We start from the raw sequence: 19,794 nt of genomic DNA on the forward strand, positions 1-19,794 counted from the left end.
TCCACCTTTGGGGAAAAGTGGACTGACTTGACCGGGTCAATGCCCTTCATGGACCGTGACGGTCTCGAGGTGCGGATCGGCGGCGATCTCCGCCTCGGTGAAGCGCTCGGTCACCCACCCGCCGCGCGAGAACAGCGCCGTCTGGTCGGTGTGGTGCGGCGACGCGGGGTTGGCGGACAGGGAGTAGGTGAGGACGGTCCGCGTGCGGGGGCCGCCGGGGGTGAGCTCGACGGCCATCATGAAGCTGGATCCGGTGTTCACCTCCGGGTAGCGCCCGTCCGTGCCCAGCGGTCCGCCCGTGCGCACCCGGTCGAAGCAGCCCTCCCCTTCGGTGCAGCCGGGAATCGGGATCGAGGAGTAGCTCTGGGCCTGCCCGGGGGTGAGCGTCAGGGGGATCCGGTTGGACCGGAAGAAGAGCACCGCGTCGGCGAGGGCCTGCCGTACGCCCGGGTCGTCGATCTTCAGCCCGCTCGGGGTGGTCAGCGGGCGCGCGGGGTCGAACGGCACCCGCCACGGGCTGAAGACCGGCTCTCCCGGCTTGGTGGGACGGCCCAGCCGGGTGAAGAACTCGCGCCACAGGACGGCGCCCTCACCGTCGAGGGTGGCCCGCCCGTCCCACTTCCCCAGCGTCCGGCAGGCGTCGCGGAGCTCGGGGCGGGAGCGGCACAGCTTGAGCAGGTCGTCGCGCATCAGCTCGAAGGTGAGGTTGCGCTTGCCGCGCACCGTGGCCTGCAGCGTCTCCAGCGTGAAGCCGGGCGCGCCGAGCCCGTCGGCGCCGGACAGCCGCCGGGCGATCATGTCGAGGCTGACCCGGGGGCGCGGCTCCAGGTCGGTGCCCGTCTCGCCGTACGCCTTGGGATAGCCGGTGAGCGGCTTCGCCGGGTTCGTCATCCAGTAGGTGTTGTTGGAGTTGGCCACGTAGTCGGCGCGGACCAGCCGCGGCTGGTTGCCCGGTCCGAAGATGCCCGGCACGACGGCGTCGCCGTCCCTGCCCCACAGGCACGCGGAGGTCGAGCCGTCCAGCACGTACGCGTCGAGGCCCTGAACCGGCGAGGGCCCGGGAGAGGACGCCGCGCAGCGCTTCGCCTCGGCGTCGGTGACGTGGGGGACGACCGAGGTGTCGGCGAAGTAGGCGGTCCCGCTCGCGTCGGTGGCGAGGGTGTGGACGAACGGCATCCCCTGGTGGGTCCGCTGGGCCGCGCGCAGCTCGTCGAGGCCGCCCGCCCTGGCCATCGCCAGCCACTCGTCGGCCGCCCGCAGGTTGGCGGCGTTGGCGTCGGCCAGCGCGTACGCGGCCTCGTCGGTGTGGCCGACCGCGAGCACCGGGCCGTAGCGGGAGGTGAGGAGCGTGTGGCCGGAGACGGTGCCGTCCGGCAGGGTGACCTCCACCTCCTGCTCGCCCATCGGCTCCGCACGGCCGTCCACCATGTAGCTGTGGCCGTCCGCGAGCTTCAGCCGGTAGACGGTGAAGCGCTGGGCGTGGGAGACGGTGTGAGTCCAGGCGACCCTGGCGTTGTGACCGATCTGGACGACCGGCGTGCCGTACAGGCTGCCGCCGGAGACGTCGAGCACGCCGGGGATGGTGAGCTGGACCTGGTAGAAGCGGCGGATCCCCTGCCAGGGGAAGTGCGGGTCGGCCAGCACCATGCCGCCGCCCCCGCGCGTGGCCTGACGGCCCAGCGCCCAGGCGTTGCTGCCCGCGGCGGGCTTGGGCTCCGGTCCCTCGGCCTCGCGTTCGGCGATTCCGGTGATGGCCTCCTTCAGGCTGGAGCTCGAGACCATCCGGCTGAGGTCGAGCAGGTTGTTCCACATGTCGTCGGCGGTGATCGGGCCGACCCACGCCTTGCCCCGGCAGGTGGGGTCGGGCAGGTTCGCCACGCCGGTGTCATCGAGGTAGCGGTTGTATCCGGCGACGTAGCCGTCCACCAGGCGGCGCAGGTCGTCGCTCGGGCCGACCGGCGCGGGCCGGGCCAGCAGCCGCCGTACGACGCCGGAGTCGGCGACGCTCTTGTAGTAGACGTCGCTGGCGAGGTTGGCGACCGGTCTGACCGGGTCGTCGGACTCGGCCTTCGGGCCGAAGTAGCGGGAGCGTTCGCCGCGCAGCGTCACCACCCAGGAGGCCAGCGTGCACAGGTTGTCCTGGGCGAAGGCGTAGCCGTACCCGAATCCGAGGCCGCCGTAGTCCTTGGCGGTGATGTGCGGGATGCCGTACTCGGTGCGCCGGATCGTGGCCGAGTAACTCCCGCCGGCCGCCGTCGCAGGCGCTGCCGCGACGGCGGGGGCGAGTAAGGCCAGCGCGATCGCCAGTGGCCTGATCTTCATCGGGCTCCTATTCGAAACGTGCGTTGTCGGGCGTGGTCATGCGCCGCAGCAGCGGCAGCGTCGTGAGGATCACCAGGAGGGAGGCGGCCAGGCCGGTGCCGAGGGAGGCGAAGTAGACGGGTCCCGGCATCGCGAACGACGCGCTCTTCATCGCGAGGGCGTCGATGAGCGGCTCGGCCACGCCGAAGCCGGCGCCGGCGGCGAGCGCGGCGGCCAGCACGAGCGGCAGCGCCGACTCCAGCAGCACCACCGCGGCCAGGGTGCGCGTGGGCGTGCCCGCCAGCCGCAGCAGGGTGAACGGCTGCCTGCGCTCCACCAGCCCGCCGCCGGCCGCCACCACGAGGCCGCAGGCACCGGCGACCAGGGTGAGCCCGACCATGGCCAGCGCGACGTTCTCCGCCCGGGTGTAGAGGTCCGCCCTGACCTCGGCGACCTCGGCGAAGGTCATCGGCGCTTCGACGGTGTGGCCGGACAGCAGGGTGCGCAGCCGCTCCAATGTCGCAGGATCGCGTGTGGTGATCATGACGGCCGCCAGGTCGAGCCCGTCGGCGGAGGCGGGCGGGCTGGCCGGGCCCGCCAGCGGAAGGAGTCTGTCGACGGTGAGAGGGTTGTCGGCGCCGATGATGCGGGCGAAGTTGCCCGCCACGGCCCGGGCGCCCCTGCTGCCGATGTTCACGGGGCAGCGGCCGAGCACGGGGAAGCGGGCCAGGTCGGAGCACTCGACGACGTACGGCGCGGGCGGCGGGCCGTCGGGCCGCGGGGGGACCTTCTCCGTGTCTGCCCGGGCGTAGATCGGCAGCACCTCAACGCCCGGGTGGGCGCGCAGCCGGTCGAGCAGCTCCGTCCCGGCCCGCGGTGACAGGCCGGAGACGCCCGGCCGGTCGAACCTGGCGCCCAGAACGTCGTTGAGCGTGCCCCCGGCCACCTTCTGCTGGCCGGCGACCACGGTCGGCACGAGGGCCGCGATCGTCGTCCCGATGAACACCGCCAGCACGAGCCCGCTCACCGACCTGAAGGCGGTCTTCGGATCGGCGGCCAGGCGCCGCGCGGCCAGCAGCGTCGCCCCGCCCCGGGTCAGCCGGGCGGCCAGGCGGGCGGCGACCATGGTCAGCCAGGGTCCGGCCAGCATCAGCCCGACCATGACCAGCGCGAGCGCGACGACGGCCAGCAGATCGTCGGGCTTGCCGTTCCGGTACACCGGGCCCGCGAACATCCCCAGCCCCGCCAGCAGCGGGATCACCCGCCACGCTCGCGGCGGGGACGCGGCGGTCTTCCTCGCCACGCCGAGCGGCGAGATCCGCACCCGGCGCAGCGACCACAGGGCGGCGCAGGCCGCCACGACCGGCACGCCGCCGAGCACGGCCGCGTACTGCCAGGCGTGCGGAGCGACCAGTTCGGGGAAGAACCGGGCACCGGTGATCCGCACCCCGGCCACGGCCGGCCGTACGAGCTGGAAGATCGCGAAACCGGCCAGCGTGCCGGCCAGCGCGCCCAGCGCGGCGTCCACCGCCGCGAGCACGTTGACCTGCCGCGTGGTCGCGCCGACCAGGCGGATCGCGGCGAAGCGGGTCTCGCGGCGAGCCGCGGCCAGCCGGGTGGCGGTGCCCACGAGCACCAGCATCGGGACGATCAGCCCGACGGCGGCGACGCCGAAGCCGAACCGGTAGACGTCCGCGCTGTCGTCGGCCGCGGGCATGGTGGAGACCGTGGAGACAGTGGAGCGCGTGGAGACCGTGTCGACCTGCCTGGCGCCGGGCATGGCGGCGACCTGATCCGGCGTCCGTCCCACCACGACGACCAGTTCGTCGGGCCCGGACAGCGCCGCCTCGCCGATCAGCCCGGCCCGCGTGCCGGGGAAGCGGGCGGCCAGCTCCTCACGGGGAGCCGAGTCCAGCAGCGCGGCCAGCGCGGGCGAGGCGTAATACTGCCCCGGGCCGGGCATGCGGGACAGTCCGGGGACGACCGGCGCCCGCGTGCCGAGCGCGGCGGCGTCGAGCCTCTTGATCGTCCGGCCCGCGTAGAAGTCCTCGTGGTAGCTCCACAGCGCGCCGTCGGCCGTCGCGTCGAGGGCCCAGCCGCTGGGCGCCGAGCCGGTCGTGCACTCCCAGCAGGGACGGCCGCCGGTGGCCTGGAAGGCGTTGAACAGCGACAGCGTGGCCAGCAGCACCACGACGCCGGCCGCCACCCCGACGACGATCAGCGCCAGCCTGGCCGCCGCCTCCCTGCCGCTGCTCAGCGACAGCCGCAGGCCCAGCCGGATCATCGGACGGCCCCGGTCGTGTACGGGTCGGAGACACGGCCGTCCCGCACCACGACCTCCCGGTCGGCGCAGGCGGCCACCCGGGCGTCGTGGGTCACCACGATCACGGTGGCGCCCTCCTCGCGGGCCAGGCCCACCAGCAGGTCCATCACGTGCTCGCCGGTGAGCGTGTCCAGCGCGCCGGTCGGCTCGTCGGCGAACACGACCCGCGGCCGCGTCACCAGCGCTCTGGCGATCGCCACGCGCTGTGCCTGCCCGCCGGACAGCTCCCCGGTGCGCCGGCCGCCCAGGTCGGCCAGCTCCAGCCGCTCCAGCCATTCGGCCGCCCGCCGCTCCGCGTGCTTCCTCCTGGTGCGGCCCAGCAGCAGCGGCAGCATCACGTTGTCGGCCGCGGTCAGCTCCGGCACGAGCTGGCCGAACTGGAAGACGAAGCCGAAGGCGGTGCGCCGCAGCTCGCTGCGGCGGCCGTCGTCCAGGGTGTCCAGGCGGCGGCCGTCGAACCACACCTCGCCGCTGTCCGGCGTGAAGATGCCGGCCAGGCAGTGCAGCAGCGTCGACTTGCCCGACCCGCTGGGACCCATGATCGCCACGACCTCGCCCGCCGCCACCGACAGGTTCGCCTCCCGCAGGGCGGGCGTGCTGCCGTAGGAGCGGCTGACTCCCCGAGCCTCGATGATCACGACCCACGCACCATTTCGGCCAGCGCCCCCAGCCGGGCCTGGGTGACGTCGATCCACCGCAGGTCCGCCTCCAGGTGGAACATGGCGTGGTCGGCCAGCAGGGCGTCGGTCAGGGGGCCGCCGCGCTTGACCTCCGCCAGTTCCCGCATGCGCCGCATGTGCGTCGCGCGCTGCGCGTCCAGGTAGGCGGCCGCGTCACGGCCCAGCATCAGTGCCAGCACGACCTTGGTGAACAGCACCGTCTGCAGGTACGGCTCGGCCGCGACCGGCTCGGCCAGCCACGTGGCGACCTCCTGTCTGCCCAGGGGGGTGATGGCGTAGCGCTTGCGCTCAGGCCCGTCGCCCGGTTCGCTCTGCCCGGTGACCTTGCCGTCCCTGGCCAGGCGGCCGAGCGTGGAGTACACCTGCCCGAAGGGCAGCGGCCTGCCCCGGCCGAAGAAGGCGTCGTAGTCGCGTTTCAGGTCGTATCCGTGGCTCGGCTCCCGTTCGAGCAGGCCGAGCAATGCGAGGGGAACGGTCATGCCCGCAGACTATACGCTGAGGGTATATACGCGAGGGATAAGTGCCGACGAAAAAACGAACGGCCGGTCCGTCGGGACCGGCCGTTCGCCGTTGGGGTGAGTGATGGGACTTGAACCCACGACATCCAGGACCACAACCTGGCGCTCTGCCAGCTGAGCTACACCCACCATGTCCGCCGCGTTCGAGGCGTACGAAGAAAGTGTAGCGGTATTTCGGAGTCCTCCGCGCCTCCAATACCGCTCGCCTCACCTCATGATCCGGAGACGGCCTCCGCGACCTCGCGGGCGGTGGCGGAGTCGGGGCCGGGCTGCGGCACGAAGACCGCGGCGCGGTAGTAGCGCAGCTCCCTGATGCTCTCGGTGATGTCGGCCAGCGCGCGGTGCCCGCCCTGCTTCTCGGGAGAGGCGAAGTAGACCCGGGGATACCAGCGGCGGGCCAGCTCCTTGATCGACGAGACGTCGACCATCCGGTAGTGCAGGAACGCGTCCACCAGCGGCATGTCCCGGGCGATGAACGCGCGGTCGGTCGCGATGGAGTTGCCGCACAGCGGCGCCTTCTTGGCCTCGGGCACGTGGGAGCGGATGTAGTCGAGCACGACGGCCTCGGCCTCCGCCAGGGTCACCCCCGCCGCGAGCGCCCGCAGCAGTCCCGAGGCCGTGTGCATCTCCCGAACGACCTCGGACATCTGCTCCAGCGTCTCGGCGGGGGGCTTGATGACGACGTCCACGCCCTCATCCAACTGGTTCAGCTCGCCGTCGGTGACGATACAGGCCACCTCGATAAGCGCGTCACGGCCGAGGTCGAGCCCGGTCATCTCACAGTCGATCCAGACCAGCGGGTCAGTCATGGCTCAAGAGTAATGCTGAAGGGTAATGAGGACGTCACTGAGATTGGAGCGAGTCCTCCAGGCGCTTGATGACCGACTGGTCCAGGTTGTCCGGCACCGAGACGTACAGCATCGCGGGACGGGCGTTCTGGCCGCGGTCCACGAGGACGATCGCGCCCTTCTCCTTCTTCCACTTCAGGCCGTTGGCCTCGGCGACCTTGGTGAAGTCCATCTCGAACTCGATGACCCAGCCCTGCTTGCCGCTCACGGTCAGCGCCTCGTTGCGCAGGATCTTGCGCTCGTGCTGGATGCCGTAGAAGTACGGATCGTAGGTGAGCAGCAGCGCCTGAGACAGTTGCCCGAAGCTCTGCGGGCCGCTGTAGGGGAAGATCTGGGGCACCTCGGCGGTGTAGACGCTGCCCACCCAGTCGTTGCCCCTGCCGTCGTAGTTCGTCTGGGACGTCGTCTGGCAGGCGCTCGTCCACAGCGGTCTCGCCGGGTCGGCCGGGTTGTTGATGTTCTTCGACTCCGGCACCTGCCACTTGTCGCCCGGGTACGCGTACGACAGGCCGGTCACCGGGTCCTGGATGCGGTCACCGGACGGCTGGGGGAGCTGGGGCAGCGCCGGGGTGGACTGCTGCGGATCCGGCTCGGGCGGCACGGTCTGGTCGAGCTGCGGGGCCGTCGCGGTGATGTCGGGCCGGGCCATGGCCGTGCCGGCGCGATCGCGCAGGACGATGACCGCACCGCCGATGACCAGCGCGAGCACGACCACCGCCGCGATGCCGCCCACGATCCACGGCCAGACCGGCGCCGTACGCCGCGGCGCGCCGAACTCGGGCATCGGAAGCTGCGCCGTCTGGTTCGGAGGCCCCCACTGGGGCTGCGTCCACTGTGGGGCCTGCTGTGGGGCCTGCTGTGGGGCTTGCTGCGGGGCCTGAGGCGGCGCCCCGGCCTCCTGCCCGGGAGCGTGGGTGGCGTCGGTCCACTGGGTGCCGTCCCACCAACGGAGGAGAGGGGAGCCGTACGGGTCCGGATACCAGCCGGCGGGGGTCGTCGTCATGCGCGCCACACTAATGAAATCAGCATTTGTAGGTGAAACTTGCCTTGTCCTGGATCGGCTTCCCCGTCGTCGTGGGGGACAGGACACGGAGCGTGGCGGTGCCCTTGAACGAACCCGATCCGGTCACCTTCCAGTGCAGGGGGAGGTCCACCGACGTGTCACCCGAGGAGATCCGCTGCTCCTGCTCCAGCGGCTCGCGGTCGTCGCTGCGGATCCAGAGGTAGCGGATCGTCCCGGCCTCGCCGTTGGTCGTGACGACGCCCACGAAGTCGGCCCTGCCGTCGCAGCGCACCGTCTTCTTGGGCGCCTTGACGTCGACGCCGCTCACCGCGAGCGGCGCGCCGGGAGCCTGGCGCAGCCAGAGGATGACCACCGCGATCAGGATCGCCAGCAGCAGTGTCCCCGCCCACGCCGTCGTACGCCTCCGGCGCCGCCGGGGAGCCGCTTCGGTGGTCTGGGTGGCCGTGATGGCGGCGGAGGTCTGCCCGGACCGCCAGATCTGCGCGGCCGTGGTCTCGGTGGGCACACCCGGACCGAACCGCATCATCACGTCAGCGGGGCCGTCCGCCGCACCCGGCAGGTCGAGCAGGGTCATCACCTCTCCGCCGGAGGAGCCGGTGGCCGCGCCGGCGGGGAGTTCGGGGGACGCGGGCGCGTGGAAGCCGTGTGCGGCCTGGGCCAGCCGGTCGCGGCCCATCCCGGGGAACGCCTCGCGATCGGCGAGCAGGGTGTCCCGCGCGGCGGCCAGCCCCTGGGCCGAGGCGGTGGCGGACGCACGCCGCAGTGCCGCAGCGGCGTGTCCCTGAGCGCAGTTCGCGGCCAGCGCGCCGGCGAGCGCGGCCCAGGCAGCGACGTCCTGCTCCGCGGACGCGGGCTCGCCCCGCAGCGCCCGCAGCAGGCCGCGCTCGGCCAGCAGCGCCGCACCGTTCTCCGCGATCACGATCGTGCCGGGATGCAGCGCGCCGTGGGCCAGCCCGGCGGCGTGTACGGCGAGCAGCGCCTGTGCGGTCTCCAGGAGGACGGTCGCCGCGCCGCCCGGGTCGAGCCGGCCGGCGGCCAGGAGGTCGGCGACGGCCGGCATCGCCCGTCCGGTGATCAGCCAGACCTCGTCACGCGCGGCCACCAGGTCGACCACGGGCAGCAGCCCGATCGGCCCGCCTCGCTGGAGACGCACGTCGGCGCCGACCGCCGCGACGAGCCGTTCGCGTGCCTGAGCCGTCGCGACGCCCGCGGGATCGAACCGCAGCACGCCGGACGGCCGCCCGTCGGGGGAGACGGCGTCCGCCCAGGTGCCGACCTCGCCGGGCCGGGTGCGGCCGGTGAGCCGGTGCCCCGCGACCGTCGCGCCTTCTCGCATCTACCGCCGCCTTCGGTGCCGTCCGCGCATGCGTCCCATGGCCAGTGTGGCGGGAACGAGGCCGGTCGTCACCAGGCCGGCGGCGAGCACGCCGATCGGAGCCTCCGACGAAGCACCGGGCGAGAGCGTCAGCGTGGGCTGCTCGGAAGTGTCGGACTGCGTGGGCTGGGGCGAAGGCTGGGTCGAGGGCTCGGGCGATGGCTGCGTGGGCCGGGACGTGGGCCGAGACGTGGGCTGGGTGGTGGCCTGGCTGGGAGCCGGCCTGCTCGTCTGCGGGTTCTGCGGCAACGTGACGGGCGAGTCGTCAGAGGGGCTCGGCTTCGGCGAGGGCATCGGCCTGCGCGTGGGCTTGGCGGTCGGCGTGGGCTTCGGCTTCGGCTTCGTGCTCGGCGAGGGGCTGGGCCTGCGGGTCGCCCGGTCGGTCGCGGTGGGCCGCACGGTCGGCCTCGGCGAGGCGCTCGGCTCGGGGGTGGTGGCCGCCGGGGTGGGGGTGGCCTCCTCCGGCTCCTCGGTGGGCTCGTCGCCGGTGTCATCGCCGGTGTCGTCGGTGTCGTCTTCGACCTCGGTGGACGGGAGGTCGGCCGCGGGCGGGCTCGACGTCTCGATCGTCGTCCCGGCCTGCAGGGTCGTGCCGCTCACGGTCTGGACCAGCGCCACCGTTCCGCCCGCGATCACGACCATCCCGGCCAGGGTCAGGCCGATCTTCATGCGGGTCCGGCCCAGCAGCCCGCCGAGCCTCGTCTCGGCCAGCGCGGTGCCGCTCTCAGGGGCCTTCTCCTTCAGCGGGAAGAACGGCACGAGCAGCCCGGCGAGCGCCGCGAGCCGGCGCCGTCCGCGCTCCTCCCAGGCCGGGCCGTACGCGCCGGCGGCGACGATCTCCAGCTCCCGCAGGAACTCCTCGGCCGACGTGAACCGGTCCTCCGGCCGCTTGGCCATGCCGCGCTCCACGAGGTCGCGCAGCGGGGGCGGCACCTCGTCGGTCGGAGGAGGGGTCGCCTGGTGCTGGCGGGCCAGCGCGGCCATGTTCTGCGCCCGGAACGGCCTGCCGCCGGTGAGGCACTCGAAGAAGACGACCGTGGCGGCGTAGACGTCGCTCGCCGGCCCGGCCTTGCCGCCCGCCCACTGTTCCGGGGCCATGTACGGCGGCGTGCCGGCCGCCCTGACCCCCTCGCCGGCCTGCGCCGCGATGCCGAAGTCGACGAGCTTGCTGGTGCCGTCGGCCTCGACCATGACGTTCTCGGGCTTGTAGTCCCGGTGGACGACGCCGATGGAGTGCGCCGCGGCCAGGCCGAGCAGCGAGCCCTTGAGCACGGTGAGCGCGGCCTCGGGGCCGGTCGGGCCCTCCGAGCGGAGCATCGCGCGCAGCGAGACGCCGTCGATGAGCTCCATGACGATGGCCGCGCCGCGGGCGGTCTCGACGTACTCGTAGAAGCGGGCCGCGTGGGGGTTGGGGTCCATGGCGGCGAGCAGGCGGGCCTCGTGCCGGAACCGGGCGACGAAGTGGAGGTCCGTCATCATCTCGTCGGACAGGTACTTGATCGCCACCGGAACGTCGTCGGCGTCGTGCCGTGCGAGCACCACCCGCCCGGCGCCCCCGGTGCCGAGTTCACGAATCTCCGTATAGCCGGGGACGCGCCAGGCGCCCGTCTGGCCGTGCATAACGGTCTGTCTCCTCATCGCCTGGGGCCCCCGCCAAATAACGAGACCGTAGCTTAGTGACGGACCGCCCAATGCGCCGAGAAGTCACGATTTAGTCAGTCGCGCCTGTCAGGAACGGCCCCGGTCCCTGACATGCGGGGGGACCGGGACGCCGGGCGCGAGGCGCGGGTCGGGCTCGGGGGCGCCCCACGACACGGCGAGCGGCAGCACGCCCGCCCAGACGGGCAGGTCGTAGTCCTCCTCGTCGTCCTTCGGCGGCCCCTGCCGGATCTTCACCGACGCCTCCTCCAGGGACAGGGCGACCACGGCGGTGGCGGCCATCTCCTTGCGGTCCGGCAGGCGTACGACGTCCCACTGCCCGGGGGCGAGCTGCTCGGTGAGGGCCCGCAGGCCGGCGAGCCGTTCCTCGGGGTCGTCCACCATCCGGGCGAGGCCGTAGACCATGGCGGACCGGTAGTTCACCGAGTGGTGGAACGCGGAGCGCGCCAGCACGATGCCGTCGAGGTGGGTCACGGTGACGCAGACCGGGTTGCCGAGCGTGGCACGCAGCGAGGTCGCGCCGGTGGAGCCGTGCAGGTAGAGCGTGTCGCCGATCCGCCCGTAGCCGGTGGGGACCACCATGGGGGACCCGCCGGCCAGCACGCCGAGGTGACAGATGAGGCCGGCGTCCAGGATCGCGTACAGGTCGGCGCGGTCGGTCCGGGCGCGGTCTTTCGAGCGGTTAAGGGTGGTACGGGCGGTTGTGGAGAGCATGTCCGTTACGTTAGGGAGAAGTGGACCGGTGGAACACGTCCACTCGGTGCCCATACGGAGAGACCACTTTGCGTCTGACGATCGATGTGCCGCTGGCGGTGGACCGCGAGTCCCCGGTGCCGCTCGCCGTCCAGGTGGCCGGCCAGCTGCGGGATGCCATGCGCACCGGCCGGCTCAGGGCGGGGGAGCGGCTGCCGTCCACCCGGAGCCTCGCCTCCCTGCTGGGCGTCAGCAGGACCGTCGCGACCGACGCGTACCAGCAGTTGTACGCCGAGGGGTGGCTGGACGGGCGGCACGGCTCGGGCACCTATGTGGCCGACGACGCGCTGCCCTATGAGAAGGCGGACGGCCAGGCCGTCCGCGCCCGCCGGGGCGTCCACCGGGAGGAGGCGCCCGCGGGGGTGGTGGACCTGCGGCCGGGACGCCCGTGGGTGCTCGGCTACGACACGGCGGCATGGCGGCGGGCCTGGCGCTCGGCCGGCGAGCTCCCGCTGAACGCGTTCCCCGACCCCTACGGCCACCCCGAGCTGCGCGAGCTGCTGGCCGAGCACCTGCGCAGGGCCAGGGCCGTGCCGGTGGGCGCGGGGAACGTCATGGTCACCAGGGGCACCGGCAACGGCCTCGACCTGATCGCCGCCACGCTGCTCGGGCCGGGGACCCGGGCCGGGGTGGAGGAGCCCGGCTGGCGGGCCGCCCGGCGGATCTTCGCCTCCCGGGGGGCGGAGGTCGTGCCCTGCCCGGTGGACGAGCAGGGCGTGATCGTCGAGGCGCTCCCCGACGACCTGCGGGTGCTCTACACCACGCCCGCGCACCAGTTCCCGGTCGGCGGCAGGCTGCCGATCCCGCGCAGGGAGAAGCTGCTCGCCTGGGCGCGCAGGACCGGCGCGATCGTCGTCGAGGACGACTACGACGCCGAGTTCCGCTACGACGTCGCGCCGCTGCCCGCGCTCTACGGGCTCGACCCCGGGCGGGTGGTGCTGCTCGGCACGCTGTCGAAGTCGCTCGGCCCCGACGTCGGGCTCGGCTGGCTGGTCGCCCCCGCGGACCTGCTCGAGGCCGTCGCCGAGCGCCGGACGCACCTCGCCGACCGCACGTCGGGGCCGGTCCAGCGGGCCGTGGCGACCCTGCTGGAACGCGGCGACCTCGACCGGCACCTGCGCAGGATGCGGCTGGAGTACGCGCGCAGGAGGGCGGCCATCGTCGAGGCGCTCGGGCCGTACGTGCGGGGTGACACGGCCGGGCTCCACGTCATGGTCGCCCTGCCCGCCGGCGTGGTCCCCGGCCTCGTGCGGCGGGCCGGGGAACGCGGCGTGCTCCTGGACACGACCGAACCCCACCACCTCGGGCCGCCTCGGGTGCACGGCCTCGTGCTGGGCTACGGCTCGGCCTCCCGCGCCGACGTGCGGCGCGGGTGCGCGGTGATCCGCGAGCTCATACCTCCTGAAGAAGCCTGAGCTCGTCTCTCGGCAGGGAAACCTCCAGGTTGAGCGCATCCTCGCCGATGATGCGGGCGATGTCGATCGACCCCGGGTCGCCCTCCCTGGTGCCGGGCACCTGGGAGTGGCCGAAGTGCCCGCCCCGAGCCCACAGCCGTTTGCTGCGCTCGGCGGCCAGGGAGTGCGGATAGGGCAGTGGAGGCCCGGCCGGCCAGCGGCGCGGCACCTCCCAGGAGTCGAGCCAGGCCAGGATCTCGTCCAGGCCGTCGAGTTTGGTGTCGGTGAACGGTTCCCTCGCCGAGCCGATGACTTGGATCTGCACGCAGACCCGTCCGTTCCTGCCCAGGTCCGCGGTGAGCCCGCCGCCCGCCCGGGTGGGCGGGAGCAACTGGACGATCTCGCCGGTCACCGGGTTCCACACCAGGTGGGAGGGCCGGCGGAGCTGGACCAGCCGCTGGGCGACGGACCTGGCGGAGACCCCTTGGGGATCGGCGGGCCAGATGAACCAGACGGTCCTCGGGGCTCCTCCGAGCATCGCTCCGGAGTCCCCGGGGGAGGGAAGTCGGCTTGCGCCGGGCAGCCATGCTTGGGCCACAATGCCCCCTCAAATCCTCGGTCGCGTCGTTTTTCCCCTTTCAAACTTCCGCTGACACCTCGCGAATCCTGATTGTTACTGGCGGGTGCCAATCTTCCTACATTGGTGTAACAAATGGTGATTTTGTGACGGATGTGTCAGAGAGAGGGAGTCGCCACGGCGTCGCCGGCCGGAGGCTCGGTCGTAGGGCTGGTCGTGGGATCGCTCGTGGGATCGGTGGTGGTGTCGGGGGTCGGGTCGGGCACCGGGTCGCCGTCGCCGTTCCCCTCCCGGCCGTCCCAGGTCACCCGGCACGAGGGCCGGCCTGCCGAGGACTCGAAGGTCACCGTGCCCCTGCCCGGAACGCCGGGATCGACGACGGCGAGCGTGAGGCGGCCGCTCGCTCCCGCGCGGAGCCTGCCGTGCCGGGGCGAGACCGCGATCCCGCCCGAGGTGACGGCCGTCCACTCGATCACGGCGCCGCGCGCGGCCAGCGTGATCGACGCGCCCGCGGCCCCGCCCAGGTCTCCGGGGCACAGCGCCGTCAGCGCCGGCTTGGGCGCGCGTGGCGTACGGGTGGGAGAGGGCCGCGACCGCCCCGAGGGTGCGGTGGGGTGGGGCGGGGCGGTCGCGGCCGATTGGGGGGAACCGTCTTGTGGGGGTGTCTCGTCTCCGGATGCGCCGGGCGTCGCCGTGGGCGGGTCGCCTTCCTCAGGGCCGAGCGCCAGGTTTTCAGGATCTTCGGGGGCAGGATCTTCGGGGGCGGGATCTTCGGGGGCCGCCGTCGGGGGTACGCGTATCGTCTCGAGGCGCTCGGCCGGAGCCTGCCCGGAGACCAGCGCGAGCCCGCCGGCCGTGCCGAACACGCAGACGGCGGCGAGCATGACGGGGGCGGCCCGCAGCGGGCGGGAGCGGGCCCGCCCGCGCCCTGTCCGCCCGCGCCCTGCCCGCCGGCGCTCTGTCCGCCCGGGGCCTGCCCGCCTGCCGGTGGTCGCCGGGAAGCCGCGCCGGTCGAGCTCGGCCGTGACGGCGGCGGTGGCGCCGTCGCGCCCGTCGGCGTGGAGCACGGACTCGATCACCCGGCCGCGCAGCGAGAGCGGGGGAAAGGCGACGGGGATCATGTCGAGCAGCCGCTCGGCCGACACGTGCCTGCCCCTGCCCTCGCGGCAGATCTCACAGGCCGCGATGTGCCTGCTCAGCCGCTTGCGCAGGGGAGAACCGAGGGGACCGTCCTGCCATGCGGCGCCCACGCCGTGGTCGACCAGAGCCGACAGCTCCGGGCAGTGGGCCCGGCCGACCCTGGCCAGCACGAGGGCCGCGGCGGCGTTCTCCAGGTGGTCGCGGGCCCGGGTGAGCCGCGCCGACACCTGCCGGGAGGCGAGCCCGAGGACCGATCCGATCTCGGCCGACGTCAGGCCGTGCCGTACGGCGAGTTCGAGCACCTCGCGTTCGTGGTCGCCGAGCTCTCCCAGCGCCTCCCGCACCAGCGCGGCGAGCGGAGGGTCCGCGGACTCCTCCACCTCGATGACGGGCCCGGTGACCGCCTTCCCCCGCTGAGCGGCCCCTCTTCGGGCGGTGCTGTGGAACCGGGTCAGGGCGTACAGCCACGCCCGCAGCCGCGCCGGTTCCTTCAACCGGTCGGCGCGGCAGGACGCGGCGACGAGCGCGTCGTGCACCGCCCGCGCCGCCGCGTCGAGGTCGCGCACCAGCGCGTACGCGTAGTCGCTCAGCCGGTCGGCGTAGGCGTCGTACAGGGCGGCCGGGGCCTGGGCGTCGGCGCCGCCCCCGCGCCGCAGCGCCTCCAGCAGTCGGTGGTCGTCGGATCGCCCGACGCCGGGCCATTCGGGCAACGAACATTCCTCCCCGTGTGACGGAACCTGGTCTCGCCGGTCCCCACACGAGTGGGACGCCGTCCCCTCTGGCGCCGTTTACCGATCACACGGTCCTGCCCGACAGCCATGCCCAACGGGCATGAGCTGGGAAAACAGATACTTCTGTTACTGGATGCGACGGGCGATGCCCTTGAGGAAGATGTTGCGGATCTCCAGGATCGTCTGCGGGAAGTACGCGGCGCCGCCGGTCGCCTTGGCGATCGCGGTCATCTGCGCCCGGTCCTCGTCCTTCTGCGTGTTGAACGAGATGATCAGGATGCTCACCGGCCGCTTGGGGTCGTAGGCGTCCTTCAGCTTCCGCAGGATCTCGGCGTTGGAGATGCCGCCGTTCGGGTCGTCGTTGCCGACGCCGTCGGTGAACAACAGGATCGTGTTGACCTTGTCGGGCTCGTACTCCTTGGTCATCTTCTGGTAGGCGGCCCACAGACTGTCGTTCAGGCCGGTGTTGCCCGTGGGGATGGCCTTCACCTGGCGCAGCGCCTGAGCGATCACCTCGCGGCGGGTCACCCCGTTGATCTGCTGGGCCAGCGGCCCGATCTGCACGACGGGCTTCCAGTCGACGCCCTCGCCGCGCAGGTTGTCGGAGAAGGCCCACAGGCCCATCTCGGCCTTGTCCGGGAAGAGCTTCAGGCCCTCGACGGTGAGGTCGCTGATCGCGCGCATCCGCGTGACGCCGGTCTTGTCGGCGGGCAGCGCCATGGTCCCGGAGATGTCGATGAGGGAGAGCAGCCTGGTGCCGAGCTTGATCTGGTGCCACGCCTGCGAGAGACGGGTGACGGTCGCGGCGTCGGGCAGCGGGATCGCGGCCGGCTTCTTGGCGTTCACGCCGTTGTCGGGCTTCAGCAGGCTGCCGCCCTTGCCGTCGGGCGTGCGGAAGCCGAAGTCCTGGACGGTCTTCCTGCCGTTGGGCGAGGTCACCTCGGTCGCCAGGGCCTGGGCGGCCTTGCGCGTCGCGGCGTCCTTCGCCGTGACGATGATCGGGTAGTCGAGGCTGACCGTGCCCTCGGCAGGGTAGAGCGCGACCGCCGGGTTCGAGGGCGTCGTCGTCGTGTTGTACGACCACACGGACTGCTCGGACGTCACGCCCACCGGGATGCGCGCCGCGGCCTTGGTCAGCGTGGCGAACATGCTGTCGGGGGTCGAAACGGTGGCTTCCGACAACTGGCGCAGCACGCCCACGAGGGTCTCCTCGCCGCCGCCTCCCTGCTTGAGCACGGCGGACCCGGCCAGCAGCGCGCCGAGGCCGGCGGCGTTCTGCGTGGGGTCGAGCGCGAGCACGCGCACCTTGCGCGCCAGTCCGTCGGGGTTGGCGGCGTTCGCCGCGCTCATCAGGCCGGTCCAGCTCGGGCTGAAGGCCGACTGCAGCTTGTCCGCGCCGGTTTTGGAAGCGGCCAGCACGACGGGGGTGCTGGCGGCGTTCCCGGCGGGCTCGGGCGCGTCCTTGACACCGCTCAGCCACAGGCTGGAGTCGGGGATCCACAGGTCGGGGTCCAGCTTGCCGGTGGTCGGGCCGGTGCCCGCCATCGCGTTGGCGACGTCGGCCGACTCGGCGGCCTTGACGGTGACGGCGACGCACTTGCCGTCGACGGCCCTGCCCGACTTGCCGAACCTGGTGGCGATCTTCTGGACGGCCGGCTGGATGTCGGGCGCGGTGACGACAGAGAGCTTGACCTTCTCGCCGGCGCAGCCCGGGCTCTTGTTCACCACCACGTACGCCGCGACGCCGAGGAGCACGGCCAGGGCGACCGCTCCGGCCAGCGGGACGAACACCGTCCCCCGCCCGGCCCGCCGCCGGGGTGCGCGCTCGTACGTGGACGGAGGCTCGTGCTGGGGGTCGAAGCCGCCATCGAGTTCGTCTGTGCGGTGTCGTCCGCCCACGGTGCCTCTCCGGTGTCGACTGGCCGTAACAGGTTTACGGAACGATACTGGCAAAAGTCATAATTTGCGCCTGGTGTGCGGGAGTGTTCTAGGCAGGCCGTACGCTGGCCCCGTGGTCATCCCGGTCGAGGACGCCGCGGATCCGCGCCTGTCGGACTACGTGCGGCTGCGCGACGTCGATCTGCGCAAGAGCGTCGAGAGCGAGCGCGGGCTGTTCGTCGCCGAGGGCGAGAAGGTCATCAGACGGGCGGTCGGCGCGGGCCATCCGGTGCGCTCGGTGCTGACCACGGCCAAGTGGCTCGACGCGCTGGCCGACGTCGTCGGGGGAGCCACCGTCTATGTGGTCTCCGACCGGGTGATGGAGGGGATCACCGGCTTCCAGGTGCACCGGGGCGCGCTCGCCGCGATGGAACGCACCCCGCTGCCCTCCGTCGGCGAACTCCTCACGGGCGCGGGGCCGCGCATCCTCGTCCTGGAGGACCTGGTCGACCACGGCAACGTGGGCGCCATCTTCCGCTGCGCGGCGGCGCTCGGCGTCGGCGCGATCGTGCTGTCGCCACGCTGCGCCGACCCCCTCTACCGCAGGGCCGTCAAGGTGTCGATGGGGGCGGTCTTCGCCATCCCGTACGCCCGGATGACCGACTGGCACGGCGGCCTGGCGGAGCTCAGGGCGGCCGGGTTCCGCCTGCTGGCGCTCACGCCCGACCAGTCGGCCGTGCCGCTGGACAAGGCCCCGCTGTCCGGCCGGGTCGCGCTGATGCTCGGCTCGGAGGGCGACGGGCTGTCGTCCCACTGGCTGCACGAGGCCGACCAGCCCGTGTGCATCCCGATGAGCCCACGGGCGATGGACCTCGGCGTCGACTCCCTGAACGTGGTGGCCGCCGCGGCCGTCGCCTGCCACGGCCTGCTCAGGGGAGCGTGACCTCGGCCCCCGACTCGGCCCCCGACTCGGCCCCCGACTCGGCGCCCTCGCCGGCGCCCTGGCCGACCCAGTCGAGCAGCTTGCGGGCCGTGGCGAACCTCGCCTTGTCGCTGCGCTCGCCCAGCACGACCCCCACGTACGTGCGCCCGCCCCGGACGGCGGCGAACGACAGGCAGTAGCCGGCCTGGTTGGTGAAGCCGGTCTTCAGCCCCACCGCGCCGTCGTCCAGCAGGTCGTTGGTGTTGCGCCACACGTGGGCCCGGTGGAGGCCCGACTTCCCGACCACCCGCTTGGGCGTCTTGGCGATGGACGCGATCACGGGGTCGCGCAGCGCCGCCGTGGCCAGCGTCGCCTGGTCGCGGGCGGTGGAGTATCCCTTCGACGGCAGCCCGTCGGGATTGGCGTAGCGGGTGTCACGCAGGCCGAGACGCCGCGCCGCGTCGTTCATCTTGGCGACGAACTTCGCCGTCCCCGGGCCGTACTTCTCGGCCAGGGCGTGCGCGGCGTCCGCGCCCGAGGGGAGCATGAGCCCGTAGAGCAGTTCACGCACCGTGAGCCGCTCGCCCTCCCGCAGGCCCGCCGTGGTGGCCCCGCCGGCCGTGGCGTACCGTACGTCGCTCTTGGTGATGGTCACCATGTCGTCCAGCCGGGCCTGCCGCCGGACCACGTAGGCGGTCATGACCTTGGTCAGGCTCGCGATCGGCACCCGGCGCGTCTCGCGCTTGGCGAACTGGACCGTTCCCTCCGTGGTGTCCATGAGGTAGGCCTCCGTGGCCGTGACCGACGGAGCCTGCGTGGTTTTGGTGGGCGTGGTCTGGATGGACGTGGTCTTGGTTGGCGCGGCCTGGGCGGGTGCGGCGGCGGCCCCTGCCGTGACGAGGGCGGCGGCCAGCGCGATGAGTACCCCGTTACGCATCCCGACATGATCGCACGGCTTCGGGCGCGGCGGGTGCGCCCCCGTTCCGGCCCCTCCTCCGGCGGCGCCGTACGAGGAGGGCGGCGGCCAGGGCCACGACGGCGACGGCGGCGGCGGCCAGCGCGGGGGACCGGGCCGCCAGCGACAGCCAGGCCCACAGGAGCGAGTAGAGGCCGAAGGAGGTCACCGGCACCCAGGTGAGGCAGCCGAGCGCGCTGGCCACCAGATACCAGCGGTAGTCCACCCGCAGCGCCCCGGCGACCCACGGCAGCGTGTGCCGCAGGCCCGGCACCCAGAAGCAGCCGTAGACGGCGAGCGCGCCCCACCGGCGCACCACGTTCTCCACGCGCGCGATCCGCTCCCGGCCGATCCTGCGGCCCATCCGCGAGCGGTAGAGCGCCTCGCCGAGCCTGCGGCCGACCCAGTAGTACACCTGGAACGCGCCGAACAGGGCGACCGCGCCGACCGCGACGACCAGCCACAGAGGGAGGCCGAACACGGAGGCGGCCGTAGGGTCAGGAATCCGCACGTGCTCTCACCGCCGGTCATGGGGGCAGTCATTAGGCAAGCCTCACCTTAGCGTCCCCGATCGCACCGATTGCAACCGAATGGCAACTGGTGATCAATCCGCCCGCCGTACACCTGAGGGGACGAGGCGACGGGTTCGCGATGAGACAGGGGCCTTCGCGAACTCTGCCTCCCTTCGCCTCCGGCAAACGTCGCCTCCCTTCGCC

General features: G+C 72.9%; 16 protein-coding genes and 1 tRNA gene. 2 read left to right on the top strand and 15 right to left on the bottom strand.

Annotation, left to right across the window (positions count from 1 at the left end; translation table 11 throughout):
- Nucleotides 1-36 precede the first annotated feature (36 nt).
- The 10 genes from ABZ857_RS37495 to ABZ857_RS37540 form a co-directional block, all read right to left on the bottom strand.
- Complete coding sequence (locus ABZ857_RS37495) at nt 37-2,322, bottom strand: penicillin acylase family protein (protein ID WP_357053378.1); 2,286 nt, start codon at nt 2,320-2,322, stop codon at nt 37-39.
- Between the two features lie 7 nt (nt 2,323-2,329).
- On the bottom strand, nt 2,330-4,585 hold the full coding sequence (locus ABZ857_RS37500; RefSeq protein ID WP_357053381.1) for an FtsX-like permease family protein: 2,256 nt from the start codon (nt 4,583-4,585) through the stop codon (nt 2,330-2,332).
- Nucleotides 4,582-5,262 carry an ABC transporter ATP-binding protein gene (locus ABZ857_RS37505; RefSeq protein ID WP_357053384.1) on the bottom strand — a complete coding sequence of 227 codons (681 nt, stop codon included), beginning with the start codon at nt 5,260-5,262 and terminating at the stop codon, nt 4,582-4,584. The genes ABZ857_RS37500 and ABZ857_RS37505 overlap by 4 nt, the downstream gene beginning before the upstream one ends.
- Nucleotides 5,259-5,783, bottom strand: coding sequence for a PadR family transcriptional regulator (locus ABZ857_RS37510; protein ID WP_357053387.1), 525 nt, complete (start codon nt 5,781-5,783; stop codon nt 5,259-5,261). The genes ABZ857_RS37505 and ABZ857_RS37510 overlap by 4 nt, the downstream gene beginning before the upstream one ends.
- A 92-nt stretch (nt 5,784-5,875) precedes the next feature.
- A tRNA-His gene (locus ABZ857_RS37515) sits at nt 5,876-5,951 on the bottom strand.
- Between the two features lie 83 nt (nt 5,952-6,034).
- On the bottom strand, nt 6,035-6,631 hold the full coding sequence (gene orn / locus ABZ857_RS37520) for an oligoribonuclease (RefSeq protein ID WP_357053390.1): 597 nt from the start codon (nt 6,629-6,631) through the stop codon (nt 6,035-6,037).
- Nucleotides 6,632-6,665: 34 nt separating this feature from the next.
- Entirely contained in the window at nt 6,666-7,673 is a 1,008-nt protein-coding gene (locus ABZ857_RS37525) for a DUF2510 domain-containing protein (protein ID WP_357053393.1), read from the bottom strand.
- A gap of 19 nt (nt 7,674-7,692) precedes the next feature.
- Nucleotides 7,693-9,030, bottom strand: coding sequence for a hypothetical protein (locus tag ABZ857_RS37530; protein ID WP_357053396.1), 1,338 nt, complete (start codon nt 9,028-9,030; stop codon nt 7,693-7,695).
- Complete coding sequence (locus ABZ857_RS37535; protein ID WP_357053399.1) at nt 9,031-10,689, bottom strand: protein kinase; 1,659 nt, start codon at nt 10,687-10,689, stop codon at nt 9,031-9,033.
- A gap of 108 nt (nt 10,690-10,797) precedes the next feature.
- Nucleotides 10,798-11,442, bottom strand: a complete 645-nt coding sequence (locus tag ABZ857_RS37540; protein WP_357053402.1) for a pyridoxamine 5'-phosphate oxidase family protein — start codon at nt 11,440-11,442, stop codon at nt 10,798-10,800.
- A gap of 68 nt (nt 11,443-11,510) precedes the next feature.
- Between ABZ857_RS37540 and ABZ857_RS37545 the strand changes: the two genes are divergently transcribed.
- The gene (locus ABZ857_RS37545; RefSeq protein ID WP_357053405.1) at nt 11,511-12,896 is read left to right on the top strand and encodes a PLP-dependent aminotransferase family protein; all 1,386 of its coding nucleotides are present in this window, start codon (nt 11,511-11,513) and stop codon (nt 12,894-12,896) included.
- Here ABZ857_RS37545 and ABZ857_RS37550 read toward each other — a convergent pair.
- From ABZ857_RS37550 to ABZ857_RS37560, 3 genes are all read right to left on the bottom strand, one after another.
- Complete coding sequence (locus tag ABZ857_RS37550) at nt 12,874-13,413, bottom strand: hypothetical protein (protein WP_357053407.1); 540 nt, start codon at nt 13,411-13,413, stop codon at nt 12,874-12,876. The two genes, ABZ857_RS37545 and ABZ857_RS37550, sit on opposite strands and share 23 nt — an antisense overlap.
- A 197-nt stretch (nt 13,414-13,610) precedes the next feature.
- Complete coding sequence (locus ABZ857_RS37555; protein ID WP_357053410.1) at nt 13,611-15,302, bottom strand: sigma factor-like helix-turn-helix DNA-binding protein; 1,692 nt, start codon at nt 15,300-15,302, stop codon at nt 13,611-13,613.
- 147 nt (nt 15,303-15,449) lie between these two features.
- Nucleotides 15,450-17,222 carry a substrate-binding and VWA domain-containing protein gene (locus tag ABZ857_RS37560; protein ID WP_357053413.1) on the bottom strand — a complete coding sequence of 591 codons (1,773 nt, stop codon included), beginning with the start codon at nt 17,220-17,222 and terminating at the stop codon, nt 15,450-15,452.
- Nucleotides 17,223-17,334: 112 nt separating this feature from the next.
- Here ABZ857_RS37560 and ABZ857_RS37565 point away from each other — a divergent pair, with 112 nt between their 5' ends.
- On the top strand, nt 17,335-18,144 hold the full coding sequence (locus tag ABZ857_RS37565) for an RNA methyltransferase (protein WP_357053415.1): 810 nt from the start codon (nt 17,335-17,337) through the stop codon (nt 18,142-18,144).
- On the opposite strand, the gene ABZ857_RS37570 is transcribed toward ABZ857_RS37565, so the two are convergent.
- Both ABZ857_RS37570 and ABZ857_RS37575 read right to left on the bottom strand, forming a co-directional pair.
- Entirely contained in the window at nt 18,131-19,060 is a 930-nt protein-coding gene (locus tag ABZ857_RS37570; protein WP_357053418.1) for a D-alanyl-D-alanine carboxypeptidase family protein, read from the bottom strand. The genes ABZ857_RS37565 and ABZ857_RS37570 overlap by 14 nt on opposite strands.
- Nucleotides 19,053-19,559: a VTT domain-containing protein gene (locus tag ABZ857_RS37575; RefSeq protein WP_357053420.1), complete on the bottom strand. Its 507-nt coding sequence runs from the start codon at nt 19,557-19,559 to the stop codon at nt 19,053-19,055. The genes ABZ857_RS37570 and ABZ857_RS37575 overlap by 8 nt, the downstream gene beginning before the upstream one ends.
- Nucleotides 19,560-19,794: the final 235 nt, after the last annotated feature.

Source organism: Microbispora sp. NPDC046933, assembly GCF_040644635.1.
Lineage (GTDB): Bacteria > Actinomycetota > Actinomycetes > Streptosporangiales > Streptosporangiaceae > Microbispora.

What these genes read in the sequence shown, in the direction of transcription:
- ABZ857_RS37495 (WP_357053378.1), bottom strand. Translation starts at nt 2,322, where the DNA reads ATGAAGATCAGGCCACTGGCGATCGCGCTGGCCTTACTCGCCCCCGCC.
- ABZ857_RS37500 (WP_357053381.1), bottom strand. Translation starts at nt 4,585, where the DNA reads ATGATCCGGCTGGGCCTGCGGCTGTCGCTGAGCAGCGGCAGGGAGGCG.
- ABZ857_RS37510 (WP_357053387.1), bottom strand. Translation starts at nt 5,783, where the DNA reads ATGACCGTTCCCCTCGCATTGCTCGGCCTGCTCGAACGGGAGCCGAGC.
- orn (WP_357053390.1), bottom strand. Translation starts at nt 6,631, where the DNA reads ATGACTGACCCGCTGGTCTGGATCGACTGTGAGATGACCGGGCTCGAC.
- ABZ857_RS37525 (WP_357053393.1), bottom strand. Translation starts at nt 7,673, where the DNA reads ATGACGACGACCCCCGCCGGCTGGTATCCGGACCCGTACGGCTCCCCT.
- ABZ857_RS37530 (WP_357053396.1), bottom strand. Translation starts at nt 9,030, where the DNA reads ATGCGAGAAGGCGCGACGGTCGCGGGGCACCGGCTCACCGGCCGCACC.
- ABZ857_RS37535 (WP_357053399.1), bottom strand. Translation starts at nt 10,689, where the DNA reads ATGCACGGCCAGACGGGCGCCTGGCGCGTCCCCGGCTATACGGAGATT.
- ABZ857_RS37540 (WP_357053402.1), bottom strand. Translation starts at nt 11,442, where the DNA reads ATGCTCTCCACAACCGCCCGTACCACCCTTAACCGCTCGAAAGACCGC.
- ABZ857_RS37550 (WP_357053407.1), bottom strand. Translation starts at nt 13,413, where the DNA reads ATGCTCGGAGGAGCCCCGAGGACCGTCTGGTTCATCTGGCCCGCCGAT.
- ABZ857_RS37570 (WP_357053418.1), bottom strand. Translation starts at nt 19,060, where the DNA reads ATGCGTAACGGGGTACTCATCGCGCTGGCCGCCGCCCTCGTCACGGCA.